Genomic DNA, 18,361 nt, shown 5'->3' on the forward strand with positions numbered 1-18,361 from the left:
GGGGGGCGGAGGAGGGTTGCGCATGCCGATCGAGACCGTGGACGCCGCCGGGAGCCGCAGGGGCGCCGAACTGCTGCTGGATGTGCTGCGCTCGGAGGGCGTGCGCTACATCTTCGGCAATCCTGGCACCACCGAATTACCGCTGATCGACGCGCTCACCGAGGCGCAGGACATCGGCTACATCCTCGCCCTGCAGGAGGCGACCGTGGTGGCGATGGCCGACGGCTACGCGCAGGGCGCGCGCCGGCCGGCCTTCCTCAACCTGCACACCGCCGGCGGCCTCGGCCACGGGATGGGCGCCCTGTGGAACTCGCAGGTCAGCGGCACGCCGCTGGTGGTCACGGCCGGCCAGCAGGACTTGCGCCACGCCCTCTCAGACCCGCTGCTGATGGGCGACCTCGTCGCCATCGCCGACCCGGTGGTGAAGTGGGCGCGCGAGGTCACCAGCCCGGACCAGATCCCGGTGCTCCTGCGCCGCGCCTTCCACGATTGCGCCGCCGCCCCGTCCGGCCCGGTCTTCCTGTCCCTGCCGATGGACGTGATGGAGGCGAAGACCGCCGTGCCGGCGGGCGAGACCTCGACCATCGACCAGCGGGCGGTGGCGGGCTCCCTCGACAAGCTGGCCGAGAAGCTCGCCGCCATCGCGCCCGGCCGCCTGGCCCTGATCGCTGGCGACGAGATCGACGCCTCGGACGCCTCCGCCCAGGCGGTGGCGCTGGCCGACCTGCTGTCGGCGCCGGTCTACGGCTCGTCCTGGCCGGCCCACATCCCCTTCCCCACCGCCCACCCGCTCTGGGCCGGCAACCTGCCGACCCGGGCCGACGCCATCGCCGACATCCTCGGGCGCTACGACGCGGTCTTCGCGCTGGGCGGCAAGTCGCTGATCACCGTGCTCTACTCGGAGGTCTCGGCGGTGCCGCCGGGGACGCAGGTTTTCCAGCTCTCGGCCGACGTCCGCGACCTCGGGCGCACCTACGCCACCAGCCTATCGACGGTGGGCGACATCCGCGCCTCCCTGGACGCGCTGCTGCCGCTGCTGGCCCCCCGCGTGGCTGATCGCGCCGCCGCCTTCGCGGAGCTGCGCGCGCGGGCGGAGACGGCCCGGACCGAGCGGCGGGCCAAGCTCGCCGCCGCGGCCGACGCCGCCTTCGAGGATCCGGTGATCGCGCCGCTGGTCGCGGCCCGCGAGGTGGCCCGGGCGGTGGGGGCCGAGACGACGATCATCGACGAGGCGCCCGCGACGCTGACCCATCTGCGGACCTTCCTCGACAGCGCCTCCACCCACCAATACGCGGCGATGCGCGGCGGCGTGCTCGGCTGGGGCATGCCGGCGGCGGTCGGCTTCTCCCTCGGCATCGACCGGGCGCCCGTGGTCTGCGTCGTCGGCGACGGGGCCGCGATGTACTCGCCCCAGGCGCTCTGGACCGCCGCGCACGAGAAGCTGCCGGTCACCTTCGTGGTGATCAACAACGCCGAGTACAACATCCTGAAGAACTTCATGAAAGGCCAGGCGCACTACGCCTCGGTGCGGGCCAACCGCTTCATCGCCATGGATCTCACCGACCCGCGGGTCGACTACCTGGCGCTCGCCACCTCCATGGGGGTGCCGTCCCGGCGGGTGACCCGGGCCGCCGACATCGCCCCGGCGATCGAGGCCGGGATCCGGTCCGGCGGTGCCAACCTCGTGGAGGTGGTGGTCCGGGCGAGCTGACCCGGGGCGTCGCCGAAGGCCGCCGCGTCCGTCCGTCACGCCAGGCGAGGCCCGGCCTGGGCGTGCCGGGCTTCACCGGACCATGCAGTCCCGCGCGAGCCCGGCCGTGTGCGTCCTCGCGGTGCCCGATGCGTCCATCGCGGGAAGGGGCGAGACGACGCTTCGACGCGGCTGCCGCGCCGCTTGGCGACGAGGCTGTCGGGCGATCGCCGCGCCATCTCTCCTGCGGGCCGGCCTCGCTTCAGGCGCGCCGCCACAGGCCTGATAGGCTCCGCCAGGCCGGCGCCAGGACGACGCTCGTCAGCGGGATCAGCAGACCGCCGACCACCAGCCCGATCAGGCCCGACGCCGCCGCGGTGACCAGCCACGCGACCAAGCCCTTGGCAAACGGGACGTAGGAGGCCGCGCTCACGGCGGCTTCGTGCGACACGTGTGCCGGCCCCGACAGGCCGTACGTTTCCAGCCCGTGCATCAGGATCCCGCCGCCGACCCAGATCATCGCGGCCGTTCCGACGATGGCCAGGAGCTTGAGCAGGATCGGCATGCCTTTGACCACGCCGCGCCCGAGACCGCGGATGAGGCTTCCGAGCGGCGGCCCCGCTTGGCTGCGGGCGAGGGCGAGGCCCGCATCGTCGGCCTTCACGATGAGCGCGACCGCGCCGTAGACGCCCGCGGTGATGCCCAGGGCGACGATGGCGAGCACAGCCGCCCGCATCCAGAAGCTGCCCTCCGGCAAGGCGGCCAGGGTGATGGCCATGATCTCGGCCGACAGGATGAAGTCGGTCTTGATGGCACTCGCGACGCGGCTGTCTTCCCGGGCCTGATCGCTCCCCGTGTCGCCCTGGCCCTCCGCCTCATGCCCGTGCGCGCGATGGGGAAAGAGAGCCTCGTAGACCTTCTCGGCGCCCTCGTAGCAGAGGTAGGCGCCGCCCAGCATCAGGAGCGGGGTGATCGCCCAGGGTGCGAAGGCGCTGAGCGCCAGCGCGCCCGGCAACAGGAACAGGAGCTTGTTCTTCAGCGACCCCAGGGCGATCTTGCCGACGATCGGCAGCTCGCGCGCCGCCGCGAAGCCGACGACGTAGCGCGGCGTGACCGCGGCATCGTCGATGACGACGCCGGCCGCCTTCGTTCCGGCCTTGGCGGCTTGACCCGCGACGTCGTCGAGGGACGCGGCCGCCCCCCTGACCATGAACGCGACATCGTCCAGGAGGGCGATCAATCCAACGCTCACAGGTCGTTCCTCGTCCACGGTAAGTCCGCCAGACAGACGATCCGCGACCGAATTTGATCCCTCGCAGACGATCGCGGCGGCGGCACAGCCGGACTCGTCCGCCCGGGTCGGCGCGATGCCCGCGCGGAAAGGCTCACTCCAGCCCCGGGACCGGCAGGCCGAACGCGGCGGCCAGCAGCACCATGTTGAGGCCGAGCACGACGGCCGCCCCGGCCACGGAGGCGATCTGGGTGAGCGGGCCGTTGGCGAAGGCCCCCATCACGCTGCGGCGGCGGGTGAACACCACCAGCGCGACCATCGGCACCGGCAGGGCGAGCGACAGCACCACCTGGGACAGGACCAGGGCCCGGGTCGGGTCGACGCCGATCGCCACCACCACGAAGGCCGGCAGCATGGTCACCAGCCGGCGGACGATGAGCGGGATGCGCCAGCCGGTGAAGCCCTGCATCACCATCTGCCCGGCGAGCGTCCCCACCACCGAGGAGGAGATCCCCGAGGCGAGCAGCGACACCAGGAAGGCGGCCCCGGCCGCCGGCCCGAGCAGCGGCGTCAGGGTGCGGTAGGCCTGCTCGATCTCGGCGACCTCGCTGTGGCCGGCATGAAAGGCCGCCGCCGCCATGATCACCATCGCCATGTTGACCAGGCCGGCGAGCAGCAGCGCCACCACCACCTCGCGGTTCGAGTAGCGCACCAGCAGGCGCCGGTCGGCGTCGGTCCGGGGGCTGCCCCGCCCCTGGGTCAGCCCCGAATGCAGGAACAGCGCGTGCGGCATCACGGTGGCGCCGATGATCCCGACCGCGATGGTCAGGGCCTGGGCGTCCGGGATCCTCGGGGTGACGAGGCCCTTGGCGGCGTCCGCCCAATCCACCGGGGCGATCACGAGCTCGACCGCGTAGCAGAGGCCGATCGTGCCGACCATGACGCCGATCGCGATCTCCAGGGGCCGGAAGCCCTCGTGCTCCAAGAGCAGGATCGCGTAGGTGACGATGGCGGTGATCGCCATGCCGGCCATCAGCGGCATGCCGGTGAGCAGCGACAGACCGATCGCGCCGCCGAGGAACTCCGCGAGGTCGGTGGCCATGGCGGCGACCTCGCTGATGCTCCAGAGGCCGAGCCGCACCGGCAACGGCGTCGCGTCGCGGCAATGCTCGGCGAGGTTCTTGCCCGTGACGATCCCGAGCTTGGCCGAGAGCGCCTGGAACAGCATCGCGGTGAAGTTGGCGAGCAGCACCACCCAGAGCAGGCCGTAGCCGTAGCGCGCGCCGGCCTGGATGTTGGTGGCGAAGTTGCCGGGGTCCATGTAGGCGATCGACGCCGTCACGGCGGGACCCACGAACAGCAGGAACCGGCCGCGCCCGCCCGACCGCCCGTCGAGCGTGTCGCGGATCGCCTGCTCCGTGCGCCGGCTCATCCTGCCGAGCGCGGGGCCATCCGGTGCCGTTCCCTCAGGCGCAGGTCCCTTGGGAGCAGGTCCCTTGGGCGCAGGTCCCTGGGGCGCAGATCCCCGGGGCATCTGGCCCCCCTGGACCGTCGCCGCGTCCGGCGTTGCCATGCCTCACCCTTTTCTCAAAGATATAGCTTGGGCTATATTCAGGGGATCGGCCGCGGGTTTCAAGGGGGCATTTATGGGGGGCCGCGATCGCGTCGCGGGACTCCCCTCTCCGGGGCGGACTTTGCTAGACAGGGGTCGGGCGGCGCCGGGGGGCGGCGAGAGGGAGAGCCGATGCAGGAACCGTCCGAGCCGATTGCCCCCGAGACCGTGCTGGTCGATCCCGAGCGGCATGTGGAGAGCTTCCGCCAGGCCCGCGAGGCGCGGCGCTCCGAACTCGTCGAGGATTACGTCGAGCTGATCGACGACCTGATCGGCGACGGCGGCGAGGCGCGCCAGGTCGATATCGCCGCCCGCCTCGGCGTGGCCCAGCCCACGGTCGCCAAGATGCTCAAGCGGCTGTGCGAGGACGGCTTCGTCCAGCAGCGGCCCTATCGCGGCGTCTTCCTGACCGAGGCCGGCCGCCGGCTCGCCAGCCAGGCGCGCGAGCGCCACCGCATCGTGGAGCGCTTCCTGTGCACCCTCGGGGTCAGCCCCGAGACCGCCCGGCGCGATGCCGAGGGGATCGAGCACCATGTCAGCGCCGAGACCCTGGCGGCGTTCCGCGCCTTCGTGGAGGGGCGGCAGGAGACCTGACCGGCGACCGGGCGCATTGCGTCCGATGCGGGACGGCGTATCCTCCGCGTGATGCGTGCGCCTCGTCCGAAGTCGTCCCTGCCGCCTGTCGGCGGACTCGGTTCCGAGCCCGTCCGGGAACTCGACCGTGTCCGGATTCTGCGGGCGGTCTCGGGCGACGACGACGTGACGGTTCCGGCCGGTACGACCGGTACCGTCGTAGCGATCTATGCGGACGGCGAGGCCTTCGAGGTCGAATTCACGGAGCCGGTCGACACGCTGGCGACGGTCGAGGCCGACACCGTGTGCCTCGTCGAGCGAGCGGTCGTGTGACCGACCCGGACGCTTGGCCGTCCCGCTTTCACGTCGCCCCAGCCAAGGTCTCCGCCTATCTGCTCAAACCGAGCCACCGGGACGGCGCCGCGAAGTGCCGGTTCCTCGCCGCGTTCGGATTTACGCCGGGCGATCCGGACGCCCTGATCGATGCGTTGCTCGACCCTGCGCGGCAGCCGCATTTCCGTGGGTTCGTGCCCGGATATCGGGCCACCAAGCTTTACTTCGAGGGCCCCCTGGCCGCCCGCGGTGGCTTGGATCCGCAGGTCAGAACCGTCTGGCAGGTCGATGATGCCGATCCGTCCCGGACAGCACGGTTCATAACCCTCAAGCCGCTTCCGCGGCCCCGGCCCTGACCGTCCGCCACTCACACCGTCGGCGCCGCCACCTTCTGGCGCAGTCCCAGGATCACCGCGCGCAGCATCTCGGCGCCTGCCTCGCCGGGATCCGGCAGGGTGCCGGAGCGGGAGGCGTAGATCCGCTCGTGCACGAAGGCGAGCTTGGCGATCACCGTGGGGGTCAGCTTGAACGGGTAGAGCGCCGGCTGGCCCATGCTGTGGGACAGGGAGTTGATCGCGTAGGTCAGCGGCAGCCACGCCTCGATCAGCCGGTCGAGGTCCTGGGTGTCGTAGGGGTCGAAATCGATCACCGTGGGCGCCGGCCTGGCGTGGCGCAGGCGCGGGCGCACGTGCAGCTCGAAGGTCGAGGCGGTCTCCACCGTGTCGACGATGTGCAGGTAATGCGCGAAGGTCTCGGCGAAGTCCTCCCAGGGATGGGCGGTGGCGTAGGCCGAGACGTAGGAATCCTCCCAGTCGGCCGGGGCGCCGCGGGCGTAATGGTCCTGCAGGGCCTGGACGTAGTTCAGGCTCTCGTCGCCGAACAGCGCCCGGAACGCGCCCATGGTTGGCCCGTTCATCACCAGCAGGTACCAGAAATAATGCCCGATCTCGTGCCGGAAATGGCCGAGCAGGGTCCGGTAATGCTCGCCGAACAGGATCCGCCGCCGCTCGCGCTCGACGTCGTCGGCCTCGGCGATGTTCATGGTGATCAGGCCGTTGATATGGCCCGTGAGCACCGGCGTCCCGGCCGAGAACGTCTCGGAGGGATCGACCAGGAAGTCGAAGGCCAGGCCGTCCGTGTACTGGGCCCGGGTCGCCAGCGGCAGTTCGAGGCGCAGCAGCGAGTAGAACAGCCGGCGCTTGGCCGCCTCGATCTGGCGCCAGCGGGTGAGGTTCCAGGATTGCGAGAGGTCCGGCACCACCCGGTTGTGCCGGCAGGCGGTGCAGAAGATGTCGTGGCTGTCCTCCGGCACCAGCCAGTTGCAGGCCCCCGACAGGGCGTTGTTGCAGTAGCGGTAGCGCCGGCCGGGATCCGCGTAGGCGTGGAACGTCTGGGCGCCGCCCATGGCGGGATGGCTTGAGAGCGCCACGGGCTCCAGGGCCGAGACCTCGTGCACCGCGCAGGCATAGCCCAGCTGCCGCGCGCAGCTCTCGCAGGCGGTCGCCTCGAAGGTGACCGGCTGGTCGCAGGCCTGGCACTGGAAGAGCTTCATCGCGCCGTCCCGGGCCGGCAACCGGCCCACCTTCCGGTCAAACGAGGGCGGCCGGCAAAGTTCCGGCCAAGGTCGGCGGCGATCCCCGGAAGCGGGCGCCGCCGCACGAAAATTGCTTGTGACCCCATCCTTGGCACATAACCACGCGGTGGGGCTTGGCGATCGACCCGCTGCGGCGCCCGGTACCGGCTACGAGACCGCATTCGATCCTTCAGACGGAGCTATCGTGTCGATCAAAGCCGCCCTGCACCACGTCACGCATTACCGCTACGACCGGCCGATCAGCCTCGGCCCCCAGGTGGTGCGCCTGCGCCCGGCTCCGCACGCGCGCACCAAGGTGCCGGCCTACGCGCTGACGGTGACGCCCGCCAACCATTTCCTGAACTGGCAGCAGGATCCGAGCGGCAACTGGCTCGCCCGCCTGGTCTTCCCGGAGAAGACCGACGAGCTGAAGATCGAGGTCGACCTCACCGCCGAGATGGCGGTGATCAACCCGTTCGACTTCTTCGTGGAGGATTACGCGCAGACCCGCACCTTCGCGTACGAGCCCGACCTGTCGGAGGAGCTGGCGCCCTACCTGATGCCCGTGGACGCGGACGGGCCGGAGATCGAGGCGCTGCTCGCGCGGCTGCCCGAGGAGACCAGCACGGTCCTGTTCCTGGTGGCGCTCAACGGCATGATCGCCCGCGAGATCGCCTACGGCGTGCGCCTGGAGCCGGGGGTCCAGACGCCGGCCGAGACGCTGCGGCTCAAGAGCGGGTCCTGCCGGGATTCGGCCTGGCTGCTCGTTCAGGTGCTGCGCCGGATCGGGCTCGCGGCCCGGTTCGTCTCCGGCTACCTGATCCAGCTCGTGCCCGACACCACCGCGGTCGACGGCCCGGCCGGCGCGTCGGCCGACTTCACCGACCTGCACGCCTGGGCCGAGGTCTACCTGCCGGGCGCCGGCTGGATCGGCATGGACGCGACCTCCGGGTTGCTCACCGGCGAGGGCCATATCCCGCTGGCCGCGACCCCGCATTACCGCTCGGCCGCGCCGATCTCGGGCGTGGCCGAGCCGGCCAAGACCGAGTTCGGCTTCGAGATGCGGATCACCCGGGTCGCCGAGACGCCGCGGATCACCAAGCCCTATTCCGAGGCGGTCTGGTCGGCCATGGACGCGCTGGGCGAGCGGGTCGACGCCGACCTCGTGGCACAGGACGTCCGGCTGACCATGGGCGGCGAGCCGACCTTCGTGTCGGTGGACGATTTCGAGGCGCCGGAATGGAACATCGCCGCCGTCGGCCCGACCAAGAGGCGGCTGGCCGACACGCTGATCCGGCGCCTGCGCGACCGTTTCGGCCCGGGTGGCCTGCTGCATTACGGCCAGGGCAAGTGGTACCCCGGCGAGAGCCTGCCCCGCTGGGCCTTCGCCCTGTACTGGCGCAAGGACGGCAAGCCGATCTGGAAGGATCCGGCCCTGATCGCCCCGGAAGCGGGCGAGGGGTCTGAGGGCACCGCCACGATCGCCCAGGCGCAGGCGCTGGCCGACACCCTGGCCCGCCGGCTCGGCCTGTCCGACTACGTCTTCCCGGCCTTCGAGGATGGCGAGCTCTGGGAGAAGAAGGCCGCGGAGCTGCCGGTCAACGTCACGCCGGCCGCCGCCAAGTCCGGCTCGGTGGAGTTCGACGCCCGGATCCGGCGCGTCTACGCCCGCGGCCTCGGCGAGCCGGCGGGCTACGTCCTGCCGCTGGCGAGCCTGCCCACCGGCAAGGACGGCGACGCCGACCGGGTCTGGATCTCGGAGAAATGGGAATTCCGCCGGGGCCAGGCCTTCCTGGTGCCGGGCGATTCGCCCCTCGGCTTCCGGCTGCCCCTGTCGTCCCTGCCCTACGTGCCGCCCGAGCACTATCCCTATTACCAGCCGCAGGACCCGCTGGAGCCCCGCGGCCCCCTCCCTGACGACCCGAAAGCCAAGACCGTCGTCAACGGCGCCGGCATCACCGGCGTCGCGGTGCGCACTGCGCTGGCGATCGAGCCCCGGGACGGGATCGTGCGGGTGTTCATGCCCCCGACCCAGCGCGCCGACGAGTATCTCGAACTCGCCGCTCATCTCGAGGCGGCGGCCGCCGCGCTGAAGCTGCCGATCCATATCGAGGGCTACGAGCCGCCCTACGATCCGCGCATCGGCCTGATCAAGGTCACCCCCGATCCCGGGGTGATCGAGGTCAACGTCCACCCGGCCGCATCCTGGCGCGAGGCGGTGGCGATCACCACCGACCTCTACGCCGAGGCCCGGCAGACCCGGCTCGGCGCGGAAAAATTCATGGTCGACGGGCGCCATACCGGCACCGGCGGCGGCAACCACGTGGTCATGGGCGGCGTCACGCCGGACGATTCGCCGTTCCTGCGCCGGCCCGACCTCCTGAAGAGCCTGGTGCTCTACTGGCAGCGCCACCCGGCGCTCTCCTACCTGTTCTCCGGCCTCTATATCGGCCCGACCAGCCAGGCCCCGCGGATGGACGAGGCCCGCCACGACGGGCTCTACGAGCTGGAGATCGCGCTGGCCCAGATCCCGGCCCCCGATGCGCCCAATATCCCGCGCTGGCTGGTCGACCGGGTGTTCCGCAACATCCTGGTGGATGTCACCGGCAACACCCACCGGGCCGAGATCTGCATCGACAAGCTGTACTCGCCGGACGGGCCGACCGGGCGCCTCGGCCTCCTGGAGTTCCGGGCCTTCGAGATGCCGCCGGATGCCCGCATGAGCCTCGCGCAGCAATTGCTGCTGCGGGCGCTGGTGGCGTGGCTGTGGCGCGAGCCGCAGACCGGCGGTTGTGTCCGCTGGGGCACGACGCTCCACGATCGGTTCATGCTGCCGCATTTCCTCTGGGCCGACTTCCTCGGGGTGCTGGAGGATCTCGGGGCGGCAGGCTACGCTTTCGACCCGGTCGCGTTCGAGGCGCAGGCCCAGTTCCGCTTCCCGGTCTTCGGCGTGGTCGAGCAGGGCGGGGTCCGGATGGAACTGCGCCAGGCACTGGAGCCCTGGCACGTGATGGGCGAGGAAGGGACGAGCGGGGGCACCGTGCGCTTCGTCGACAGCTCGGTCGAGCGGCTTCAGGTCAAGGTCGAGGGCTTCGTGCCCGAGCGGCACGTCATCGCCTGCAACGGGCGCCGGCTGCCCATGACCGGCACCGGCCGGGCCGGCGAGGCCGTGGCCGGCCTGCGCTTCAAGGCCTGGCAGCCGGCCTCGTCGCTGCACCCGACGATTCCCGCCCACTCGCCGCTGACCTTCGACATCCTGGACGCTTGGAGCGGGCGCTCGCTCGGCGGCTGCCGCTACCACGTCGCCCATCCGGGCGGCCGCAACTACGAGACCCACCCGGTCAACGCCTACGAGGCGGAGGGGCGCCGCCTCGCCCGCTTCGAGCCGCTGGGCCACACGCCGGGCCGGATCGAGATGCCCCGCGCCGAGGCGAGCGCTGAGTTCCCGCTCACCCTCGACCTGCGCATGCCGGCCCCGACATGACCGGGGTCCGGTGATGGAGGCGGCGCTCGCATCCGGCGCCGCCCGGGCCGAGGCGGTCGAGAGCCGGCGGGAGCGCGTCGCGCGCTGGACCGCGGGCTACCGGCCCGCCCCCGGCCGGCCGGACGAGTTCCTGGGGCCCGACGGTGCCCCGCGCGGGGCGTGGCCGCGCCTGCTCGACCATCTCGGCGCGCTGACCGAGCCGGAGATCCTGGCCCGCTTCGTCTCGGCGGAGCGGCACATCCGGGATGCCGGCATCTCCTTCCGCATCTCCGGCGACCAGCGCGAGCATCCCTGGCCGCTCGGCTGCCTGCCCCTGGTGATCGAGGGGGCCGAGTGGCGCGAGCTCAGCGCCGGCATCGTCCAGCGCGCCGAGCTGATGGAGGCGATCCTCGCCGATTCCTACGGCGCGGGCCGGCTGGTCGCCGACGGGCTGCTGCCCGCCGCGATCGTGGCCGGGACGCCGGAATTCCTCCACCCCCTGCACGGGGTCGCGCCCCCCGGCGGCCATTACCTCAAGCTCTACGCCGCCGATCTCGGCCGGGGGCCCGACGGGCGCTGGCAGGTTCTGGCCGACCGGACCCAGGCACCCTCGGGCCTCGGCTGGGCGCTGGAGAATCGCATGGTCCTGGCCCGGACCTTCCCGGACTTCTTCCAGGATCTCCACGTTGAGCGCCTGCCGGCCTTCTTCCAGGCGTTCCGCGAGGGGCTGGCGCTGGGGGCCGAGCGCTCCGACCCGCGCATCTGCCTGCTGACTTCGGGCCCCTACAGCAGCACCTATGTCGAGCAGGCGGCGCTCGCCCGCTATCTCGGCCTGATGCTGGTCGAGGGCGACGACCTCGTCATGCGGGACGGCGCCCTGCACGTGCGCACCGTCTCGGGGCTGAAGCGGGCCGATGCCCTGTGGCGCCGGATCGACGCCGATTATCTCGATCCCCTCGAGCTCAACCCCGCCTCGCGGCTGGGCGTGCCCGGCGTGATCGAGGCCCTGCGCAACGGCTCCCTGGTGATGGCCAACATGCCGGGCTCGGGCCTTGTCGAGTCCGCGGCGCTCGCCCCCTATCTCGACGGCATCGCCCGCCGGCTCCTGGGCGAGCCCCTGCGGCTCGGGCATCCGCGGGCCTGGTGGTGCGGCGACCTCGAAGGCCTGGCCCACGCGCAGGCGAATCTCGACAGCCTGATCCTGCGCCCGGCCGCCACGCCCCAGCGCGGGGCGGGGCGCGACGCGATGCTGGCGCCCCAGGCTCTGGCGGCGGAGCGGGCGCGGGTCGTGGCGGCCCTGCGCGACCGGCCGTTCGACTACGTCGCCCAGGAGGCCGCGCCGCTCTCGACCATGCCCGGCTGGGAGCGCGGCGAGGATGGCGGCCTCGTCCTGGTGCCCCGCCCCTTCGTGGTGCGCGTCTTCGCCGCCCGGACCGCCACGGGCTGGCAGGTGATGCCGGGCGGCTTCTGCCGGGTCTCCGAGCGCGAGGATGTCGACCCGATCGAGATGCGGCTCGGCATCCGCTCGGCCGACCTGTGGGTGCTGTCCGAGAGCCCGGTCGAGGCGCCGCTGATCGGCTCCCACGCGGCCCCCCGAGTGCGGCGGGTGGGCGGCCACCTGCCCTCCCGGGCCGCCGACGGCCTGTTCTGGCTCGGCCGCTACCTCGAGCGCACCGAGGCGGTGATCCGCTTGGTCCTGGCCCATCTGCGCAGCGTCGGCGACGCGGTCGGGGCCGACATCTCCGGGGCCCTCGACACCCCGGCCGCCCTGGCCCTGCGGGCCATCCTCTACGATTGGGGCGCCATCGGCGCCACCGACCTGCCGACCGCCCGGCTCGCCCAGGAGGCGCTGACCGGGCGCGAGCTGTACGGCTCGGCCCGCGCCCATATCGTCTCGGCCCGGCGCAACGCCGCCGCGCTCCGCGCCCGGCTCTCCGGCGAGGCCTGGCGGGTGCTCGCCGACCTGATTGAGAGCGTGTCCCTGGATACCGAGCGGACCTTCACCGAGTCGCAGATCGCGGGCCGGGCCGAGCGGGCGCTGAGCCAGCTGGCCGCCCTGTCGGGGCTCACCCACGAGAACATGAGCCGGGCGGAGGGCTGGCACTTCGTCGAGCTCGGCCGGCGCGTCGAGCGGGCGATCAACACCTGCACCTTCGCGCTCTCCTTCGCCAACGACGAGGCGACGCCGGGCTGCCTCGGGGTGATGCTGTCGCTGTGCGATTCGCAGATCAGCTACGGCCGGCGCTACATGCAGGGCGCGGCCCTCGACCCGGTCCGCGACATGGTGCTGCTCGACCCCTACAACCCGCGCTCGATCGCCTTCCAGGCGGAGGCGATCGCCCGGCATCTCGACGACCTGCCGGCGCTGTCGGCCGACGGCATCCCGGAGCCGCATCGCCGCCTCGCCTCCCGGATCCTGGCGGAGCTGCGCAGCGGCGAGGCCGCCGATTTCGACGCCGTGCGCCTCACCGCCCTGGAGACCGACCTCGAGCGCCTCGCCGACGGTATCGCGGTGCGCTACTTCCCGGCCGGGCCGAACGCCCTGCGCCCGGAAAAGCTGACGGGCCTCGCGTGATGAGGGGCGGCGCGCAATCCGGCCCGGATTCCTGTTCCTGCGTCAGGATCGCCGCAAAACCGATGGCCCTTTCGGCCTATGATGCGCGCGTCAGACATCGAATCGCGCGGCCGCCGGGATGATCTACACGCTGCGCCACCGCACCACCTACCGCTACGGCAAGCCGGTGCGCTTCGCCCGCTGCGCCCTGCGGCTCAAGCCGCAGGACGGCGAGGGGCAGAGCGTGCTGGCGAGCGCCGTGACCATCGACCCGAGCCCCACCAATGCGGTGATGCGGCGCGACTATTTCGGGATCGAGGCCGTGGCGATCACCCTCGATACGCCCCACACCACCTTCAGCGTCGAGGCGCTGTCCACGGTGCGGGTCGAGCGCCGCGTGCCGCCGGAGCCGGAATCCGGCCAGGCCTGGGAGCGGGTCCGCGACGCCGTGGTGGCCTCGCGCGACCTCGGCGGCCGGGCACCGGTCCACTTCCTGTTCCCGAGCGGCCGGGTGCCCCTCGTCCCCGACGTGACCGAGTATGCCCGGGCCAGCTTCGCGCCCGGCCGCAGCGCCTACGGGGCGGCCCACGACCTGATGCTGCGCATCGGCGCCGATTTCCGGTTCGATGCCAAGGCCACGCATGTGCGCACGCCGCTGGCCGAATCCTTCGCCCTCCGGGCCGGGGTCTGCCAGGATTTCGCCCACGTGATGATCGCGGGCCTGCGCGGCATGGGCCTGCCTGCGGCCTATGTCAGCGGCTATCTGCGGACCGTGCCGCCCCCGGGCAGGCCGCGGCTGCGCGGGGCGGATGCGAGCCACGCCTGGGTGGCGGTCTGGTGCGGCGAGGGCTGGCTCGGCCTCGACCCGACCAACGGCGTGCCGGTGCGGGACGACCACATCGTGGTGGCCCGCGGCCGGGATTACGGCGACGTGGCGCCGGTGGACGGCATCGTCAGCGGCTCGGGCAAGCAGCGCCTGAAGGTCGAGGTCGACGTGATCCCCGAGACCGAGACGCAGGATCTCGCCCTGGTGGGGTGAAACCGCGCCCGACCGCGCCGTGACGGCGCCGTGTCGGGGCTGCCCGCTTCGCCTTGACGTCCCCCGCTCCGGCCTCCCATCTGTTCCCTGTAACGGAGGCGGATGCATCGATGGTCACGCCCATCGCTCACAGGGTCCGGAAGCGTCGGGATGCCTTGCGGGCGGCGGGGCTCCGGCCGGTGCAGATCTGGGTGCCGGATACGAGCCGGCCGGGTTTCGCGGAGGAATGTCGGCGGCAATCGCTGCTGGTGGCGGCAGCCGATGCCTCCGATCCTGAGCTGAACGCCCTTCTCGACGCCGCCCTCGCGGATCTCGACGACCCGGCCGAGACGTGAGGCGCGGCGATCTCGTGACGGTCGCCCTGGCGGGCGATTTCGGGAAACCGCGTCCCGCCCTCGTGATCCAGTCCGACGCCTTCGCGCAGACCGGCACCGTGACGGTCCTCCTTCTGTCAACGACGTTGGTGGACGCACCGCTGATCCGGCTGACCGTGCAGCCGACGCCCGAGAACGGCTTGAACAGGCCGTCTCAGATCCAGATCGACAAGGGCATGTCGGTGCGGCGCGAGAAGGTCGGGCCGCCGATCGGCCGCCTCGATGACGCGACCCTGCTGGCGGTGACGCGCTCCCTCGCGCTGTTCCTCGGCCTCGCGTGATCCGGGCTCTGACAGTCATCTGGGCGGCCGGATCGGCCGGCCCTCACCACATCGTCCTGGCGGCCCGGGCCGGCCATTCCGCGTCGTAGGCCTGGCCGCCGACATCGCCCGCGGTGAGCGCGGCCAGGATCGCCCCGGGGCTCGGCAGCTCCGCCGGATCGACCCGGGCCTCGGGCTCCCACAGCCGGGACCGGACGATCGCCCGGGCGCACTGGAAATACGCCGCCTCGACCGTGATCACGAGGGCCGTGCGCGGCGCGTGGCCGTCCACCCGGAACGAGTCCAGGAGAGCCGGATCGGCCGAGATCACCGCCGTCCCGTTCACCCGGAAGGTCGTGCCCGAGCCCGGGATCAGGAACAGCAGCGCCACCCGCGGGTCGCGCACGACGTTGCGCAGGGAATCGATCCGGTTGTTGCCGCGCCGGTCCGGCAGGATCAGCGTGTGCGGGTCGGCGACCCGGACGAAGCCCGGGCGGTCGCCCCGGGGGCTGCAATCGAGCCCTTCGGGGCCGGATGTCGCCAGCACCGCGAACGGCGCGGCGGCGATCAGCGCGGCGTAATCCGGCGTGATCGCCGCCGTGACCTTGGCCACGGAGGCGGGGGCCAGCGGCGCATGATAGATCGCCTCCAGCTGCGCGACGGTCTCGACGATCATCGCCGTCAGGCGACCTTGGCCGCGCCGGCCGTGAAGGCGGCGTGCTCGGCCACCAGGGCGCCCGACAGGGCCGATGCGATCAGCGCCCGGGTCTCCGCCACCCCGTACAGGGCCACGAAGGAGCCGAAGCGCGGCCCCCGCGCCTCACCGAACAGCACGTTGTACAGGCTCGTGAACCAGGCCTGCGACACGCCGGGCCGCCCGTCCGGGCTCTTGGCCTTGCCGGACAGGTCCGGGAAATGCCGCCGCCCGACCTCGTAGACCGCCGCCTGCAGGGCCTCCGGGTCGGTGGAGCCGTCATGTGCCGCAAGGGTCTCCGACAGATCCTCCAGGGCGGCCCGCTCCTCCGGGGTGGGCTCCCGGTAGGTTTTGGCCGGGCGCACGAAGTCGGAGAAGTACGTCAGGGCGTGGACCACAAGCCGGTCGAGGCCCGGATGGGTCTCCGGCCCGGTCTGCGGCGCGTAGCGGCGGATGAAGCCCCACAGCACCGCCGGATCCTCGGTGTTGGCCACCGCGGCGAGGTTGAGCAGCATCGCGAAGGTCAGGCTCGCGCCCTCGACCCGCTCGGGCTCCGGCGGGTTGCCGGCATGTAGGTGCCAGACCGGGTTGCCCAGCCGCAGCTTCGCGTCCTGGCCGGCATAGCGGTCGAGGAAGCCGATATACTCGTCGACGTGGCGCGGGATCACGTCGAAGAACAGGCGCTTGGCCTCCCGGGGCTTGTTGTACATGAACAGGCCTAGGGATTCCCGCGTGCCGTACTTCAGCCACTCGTCGATGGTCAGGCCGTTGCCCTTCGACTTCGAGATCTTCTGGCCCTTCTCGTCGAGGAACAGCTCGTAGTTGAACCCGTCCGGCGGCTCGCCGCCGAGCGCCCGGGCGATCTTGCCGGACAGCTTGACCGAGTCGATCAGGTCCTTGCCGGCCATCTCGTAATCGACGCCCAGCGCCACCCAGCGCATCGCCCAGTCGGGCTTCCATTGCAGCTTGGCGTGGCCGCCGGTCACCGGGGTCTCGTAGCGCTCGCCCGTGGCGGGGTCGCGCCAGACCAGGGTGCCGGTCTCGACCCGCACCTCGTCGATCGGCACCTGCATCACGTGGCCGGTGACCGGGTGGAGCGGCAGGAACGGCGAGTAGGAGGCCGAGCGCTCGGCGCGCAGCGACGGCAGCATGATCTCCATCACGGCGTCGTAGCGCTCGAGCACGCGCAGCAGCGCCGCGTCGAACCGGCCCGACGTGTAGTAGTCTGTGGCGGAGGCGAACTCGTAATCGAAGCCGAAGCTGTCCAGGAAGGCGCGCAGCCGGGCGTTGTTGGCCGCCCCGAAGGACGGGTACTCGTTCGAGAACGGGTCCGGGATGCGCGAGAGCGGCTTGCCGAGATGGGCGGCCAGCATCTCGCGGTTCGGCACGTTGTCCGGGACCTTGCGCAGCCCGTCCATGTCGTCCGAGAAGGCAAGCAGCCGGGTCGGCACCGCGTCCCGCGTCAGCACCCGGAAGGCGTGGCGCACCATGGAGGTGCGGGCGACCTCCCCGAAGGTGCCGATATGCGGCAGCCCCGACGGCCCGTAGCCGGTCTCGAACAGAACCTCGGTCTTGCCGGATTTCTCCAGCCGCGCGACGAGCTTGCGCGCCTCCTCGAACGGCCAGGCGGCGGCGGTGGCGGCGGCCTCGATCAGGTCGGGGTCGAGGGTCAGGGCAGGTGCGGTGGGCATGATTTCGTGGGTGACGGAACGCTGGGATCGCGTACCCTAGAGCGGTTCGAGCCCCAGCGGAACGCCCGTGGGTGCAATCCGGTGTCCCGGGGGCGTTCGAGGCGGGCTGATCGGGTTAAGCGCAGCCTCACAAACCATATTTGGCCCGGATGACGCGCACCTCGGCATCGGTCGCGAAATCACCCCGCGCGGCCCCGGATTCGTCGAGTTCCGCCTCCTCTTCCGGGGTGAACTGGTAGAGGGGCGCCTCCTCATTGACGAAGGCCAGCATCATACGGGCGATCTCGTCCTGCATCTCCGGGGCGAGGTCCCGTGCCTTCGCCACGGCCTTGTCGAGAAGATCCGTCATGCCTCGATCCTGTCGGGGAGGCCCGGCGCGGCGCAGGATCCCGATTCCCGGCTGGGAAGAAAGCCCCTCAGAACGGGCTCACCGGGAAGAAGCGCAGGTACAGCTCGGTGTATTTCCCGTCGTCCCAGACCCGCTGGAGCGCGTCGTCCAGCGCCCGGGACAGCGCCGCATCCTCCTGGCGGGTGATCAGCCCGATGCCCTCGCCGAAATAGCGGTTCTCCAGATAGTCGCCGCCGATCAGGGCGCAGCAATTGTCCGCCTCCTGGCCGCCGACATAGAGGGCGAGGTTGAGGCCGTCGGCGAACAGATAATCGATCTCGCCGCGCTTGAGCGCGCCCTCGGCGGCGGCAAGGTCGAGGAACTCCTTCGGGACGGCCTTGGGGAAGAAGGCCTTGAGGTAGGCCGCATGCGCGCTGCCGCCCATCACCCCGACGCTGCGGCCGGCCAGCGCCGCGGCCGAGGGGACCGGCAGGCCCTTGTCGGTGCGCGCGGCGAAGCGCGCCGGCCAGCGGAAATACGGCCGCGTCGCCAGGAATTTCTCGCGCAACGTGGCGGTCAGGGGGACGGCGGCCGCGATCACGTCGCCCTGCCGGCCGTCCAGGGCATCGAGCAGGGTATCGAACCGGCGCGCCTGCACCGTGCAGGTGATCGTCAGCTTCTCGCAGACCGCGCGGGCGAGCTCGACCGCGAAGCCGGTGGGGTTGCCGTCCGGGCCGGCGAAGTGCAGCGGCGGGAACTCGTCGTCGGTCAGGAACCGGATTGCCCGGCCGGTCTGGGGCGCCTCGACCCGCTCGCCCCGGCTGCGCGGGTTCCAGAAATTCGGGACCGTCACGGCGGGCGTCGCGGCCGGCGGCGCGGCGCTGGCGGGTCCGGATCCAGCCCATAGGAGCGCCGTGAGCACGACCATCCCGAGGGACGATCGCGC

General features: G+C 71.8%; 16 protein-coding genes. 9 read left to right on the forward strand and 7 right to left on the reverse strand.

Translation table 11 applies throughout. The features are described from left to right. The first annotated feature begins 22 nt into the window (after positions 1 to 22). The gene (locus LGR69_RS28545) at positions 23 to 1,711 is read left to right on the forward strand and encodes a thiamine pyrophosphate-binding protein (protein WP_230368152.1); all 1,689 of its coding nucleotides are present in this window, start codon (positions 23 to 25) and stop codon (positions 1,709 to 1,711) included. Positions 1,712 to 1,952: 241 nt separating this feature from the next. Here the strand turns inward: LGR69_RS28545 and LGR69_RS28550 are convergent, their stop codons facing one another. Both LGR69_RS28550 and LGR69_RS28555 read right to left on the reverse strand, forming a co-directional pair. Beyond that, positions 1,953 to 2,942 carry a DUF808 domain-containing protein gene (locus LGR69_RS28550; RefSeq protein WP_230368153.1) on the reverse strand — a complete coding sequence of 330 codons (990 nt, stop codon included), beginning with the start codon at positions 2,940 to 2,942 and terminating at the stop codon, positions 1,953 to 1,955. A 133-nt stretch (positions 2,943 to 3,075) separates the two neighbouring features. Next, positions 3,076 to 4,353, reverse strand: a complete 1,278-nt coding sequence (locus tag LGR69_RS28555) for an Nramp family divalent metal transporter (RefSeq protein ID WP_039902862.1) — start codon at positions 4,351 to 4,353, stop codon at positions 3,076 to 3,078. Positions 4,354 to 4,665: 312 nt separating this feature from the next. On the opposite strand from LGR69_RS28555, the gene mntR reads away from it, so the two are divergent. From mntR to LGR69_RS28570, 3 genes are read left to right on the forward strand one after another with little or no spacing between them, the layout of a single operon-like run. Beyond that, positions 4,666 to 5,127: a manganese-binding transcriptional regulator MntR gene (gene mntR / locus LGR69_RS28560; RefSeq protein ID WP_007563085.1), complete on the forward strand. Its 462-nt coding sequence runs from the start codon at positions 4,666 to 4,668 to the stop codon at positions 5,125 to 5,127. Between the two features lie 51 nt (positions 5,128 to 5,178). Continuing rightward, positions 5,179 to 5,439: a DUF4926 domain-containing protein gene (locus LGR69_RS28565; RefSeq protein ID WP_007563087.1), complete on the forward strand. Its 261-nt coding sequence runs from the start codon at positions 5,179 to 5,181 to the stop codon at positions 5,437 to 5,439. Beyond that, positions 5,436 to 5,795 carry a DUF6883 domain-containing protein gene (locus LGR69_RS28570; RefSeq protein ID WP_230368154.1) on the forward strand — a complete coding sequence of 120 codons (360 nt, stop codon included), beginning with the start codon at positions 5,436 to 5,438 and terminating at the stop codon, positions 5,793 to 5,795. Before LGR69_RS28565 ends, LGR69_RS28570 begins: the two co-directional genes overlap by 4 nt. A gap of 11 nt (positions 5,796 to 5,806) precedes the next feature. Here the strand turns inward: LGR69_RS28570 and LGR69_RS28575 are convergent, their stop codons facing one another. After that, positions 5,807 to 6,991 carry a zinc-binding metallopeptidase family protein gene (locus LGR69_RS28575; protein WP_230368155.1) on the reverse strand — a complete coding sequence of 395 codons (1,185 nt, stop codon included), beginning with the start codon at positions 6,989 to 6,991 and terminating at the stop codon, positions 5,807 to 5,809. Between the two features lie 226 nt (positions 6,992 to 7,217). On the opposite strand from LGR69_RS28575, the gene LGR69_RS28580 reads away from it, so the two are divergent. The 5 genes from LGR69_RS28580 to LGR69_RS28600 all read left to right on the forward strand — a co-directional run bounded on the left by LGR69_RS28580 (position 7,218) and on the right by LGR69_RS28600 (position 14,723). Beyond that, positions 7,218 to 10,496 (forward strand): transglutaminase family protein, encoded by a 3,279-nt coding sequence (locus LGR69_RS28580; RefSeq protein ID WP_007563093.1) that lies wholly within the window; start codon positions 7,218 to 7,220, stop codon positions 10,494 to 10,496. 13 nt (positions 10,497 to 10,509) lie between these two features. Next, positions 10,510 to 13,050, forward strand: a complete 2,541-nt coding sequence (locus LGR69_RS28585) for a circularly permuted type 2 ATP-grasp protein (protein WP_007563095.1) — start codon at positions 10,510 to 10,512, stop codon at positions 13,048 to 13,050. A gap of 118 nt (positions 13,051 to 13,168) precedes the next feature. Continuing rightward, a complete protein-coding gene (locus LGR69_RS28590; protein ID WP_007563097.1) occupies positions 13,169 to 14,068 on the forward strand; it encodes a transglutaminase family protein in 900 nt (299 codons plus the stop codon). Positions 14,069 to 14,178: 110 nt separating this feature from the next. Beyond that, on the forward strand, positions 14,179 to 14,403 hold the full coding sequence (locus LGR69_RS28595; RefSeq protein ID WP_007563098.1) for an antitoxin MazE family protein: 225 nt from the start codon (positions 14,179 to 14,181) through the stop codon (positions 14,401 to 14,403). Continuing rightward, positions 14,400 to 14,723 (forward strand): type II toxin-antitoxin system PemK/MazF family toxin, encoded by a 324-nt coding sequence (locus LGR69_RS28600; RefSeq protein ID WP_039902863.1) that lies wholly within the window; start codon positions 14,400 to 14,402, stop codon positions 14,721 to 14,723. Before LGR69_RS28595 ends, LGR69_RS28600 begins: the two co-directional genes overlap by 4 nt. 43 nt (positions 14,724 to 14,766) lie before the next feature. Here the strand turns inward: LGR69_RS28600 and LGR69_RS28605 are convergent, their stop codons facing one another. The 4 genes from LGR69_RS28605 to LGR69_RS28620 all read right to left on the reverse strand — a co-directional run bounded on the left by LGR69_RS28605 (position 14,767) and on the right by LGR69_RS28620 (position 18,343). After that, positions 14,767 to 15,378, reverse strand: coding sequence for a pyridoxamine 5'-phosphate oxidase family protein (locus tag LGR69_RS28605; protein WP_007563102.1), 612 nt, complete (start codon positions 15,376 to 15,378; stop codon positions 14,767 to 14,769). 5 nt (positions 15,379 to 15,383) lie between these two features. Further along, positions 15,384 to 17,087, reverse strand: a complete 1,704-nt coding sequence (locus LGR69_RS28610; protein WP_230368156.1) for a lysine--tRNA ligase — start codon at positions 17,085 to 17,087, stop codon at positions 15,384 to 15,386. A gap of 127 nt (positions 17,088 to 17,214) precedes the next feature. Beyond that, positions 17,215 to 17,436 (reverse strand): hypothetical protein, encoded by a 222-nt coding sequence (locus tag LGR69_RS28615; protein ID WP_230368157.1) that lies wholly within the window; start codon positions 17,434 to 17,436, stop codon positions 17,215 to 17,217. 67 nt (positions 17,437 to 17,503) lie between these two features. Continuing rightward, positions 17,504 to 18,343 carry a transporter substrate-binding domain-containing protein gene (locus LGR69_RS28620; RefSeq protein ID WP_230368158.1) on the reverse strand — a complete coding sequence of 280 codons (840 nt, stop codon included), beginning with the start codon at positions 18,341 to 18,343 and terminating at the stop codon, positions 17,504 to 17,506. Positions 18,344 to 18,361 lie beyond the last annotated feature (18 nt).

The sequence above is a fragment of the Methylobacterium brachiatum genome (assembly GCF_020523825.1).
Taxonomy (GTDB): Bacteria; Pseudomonadota; Alphaproteobacteria; order Rhizobiales; family Beijerinckiaceae; genus Methylobacterium; species Methylobacterium brachiatum.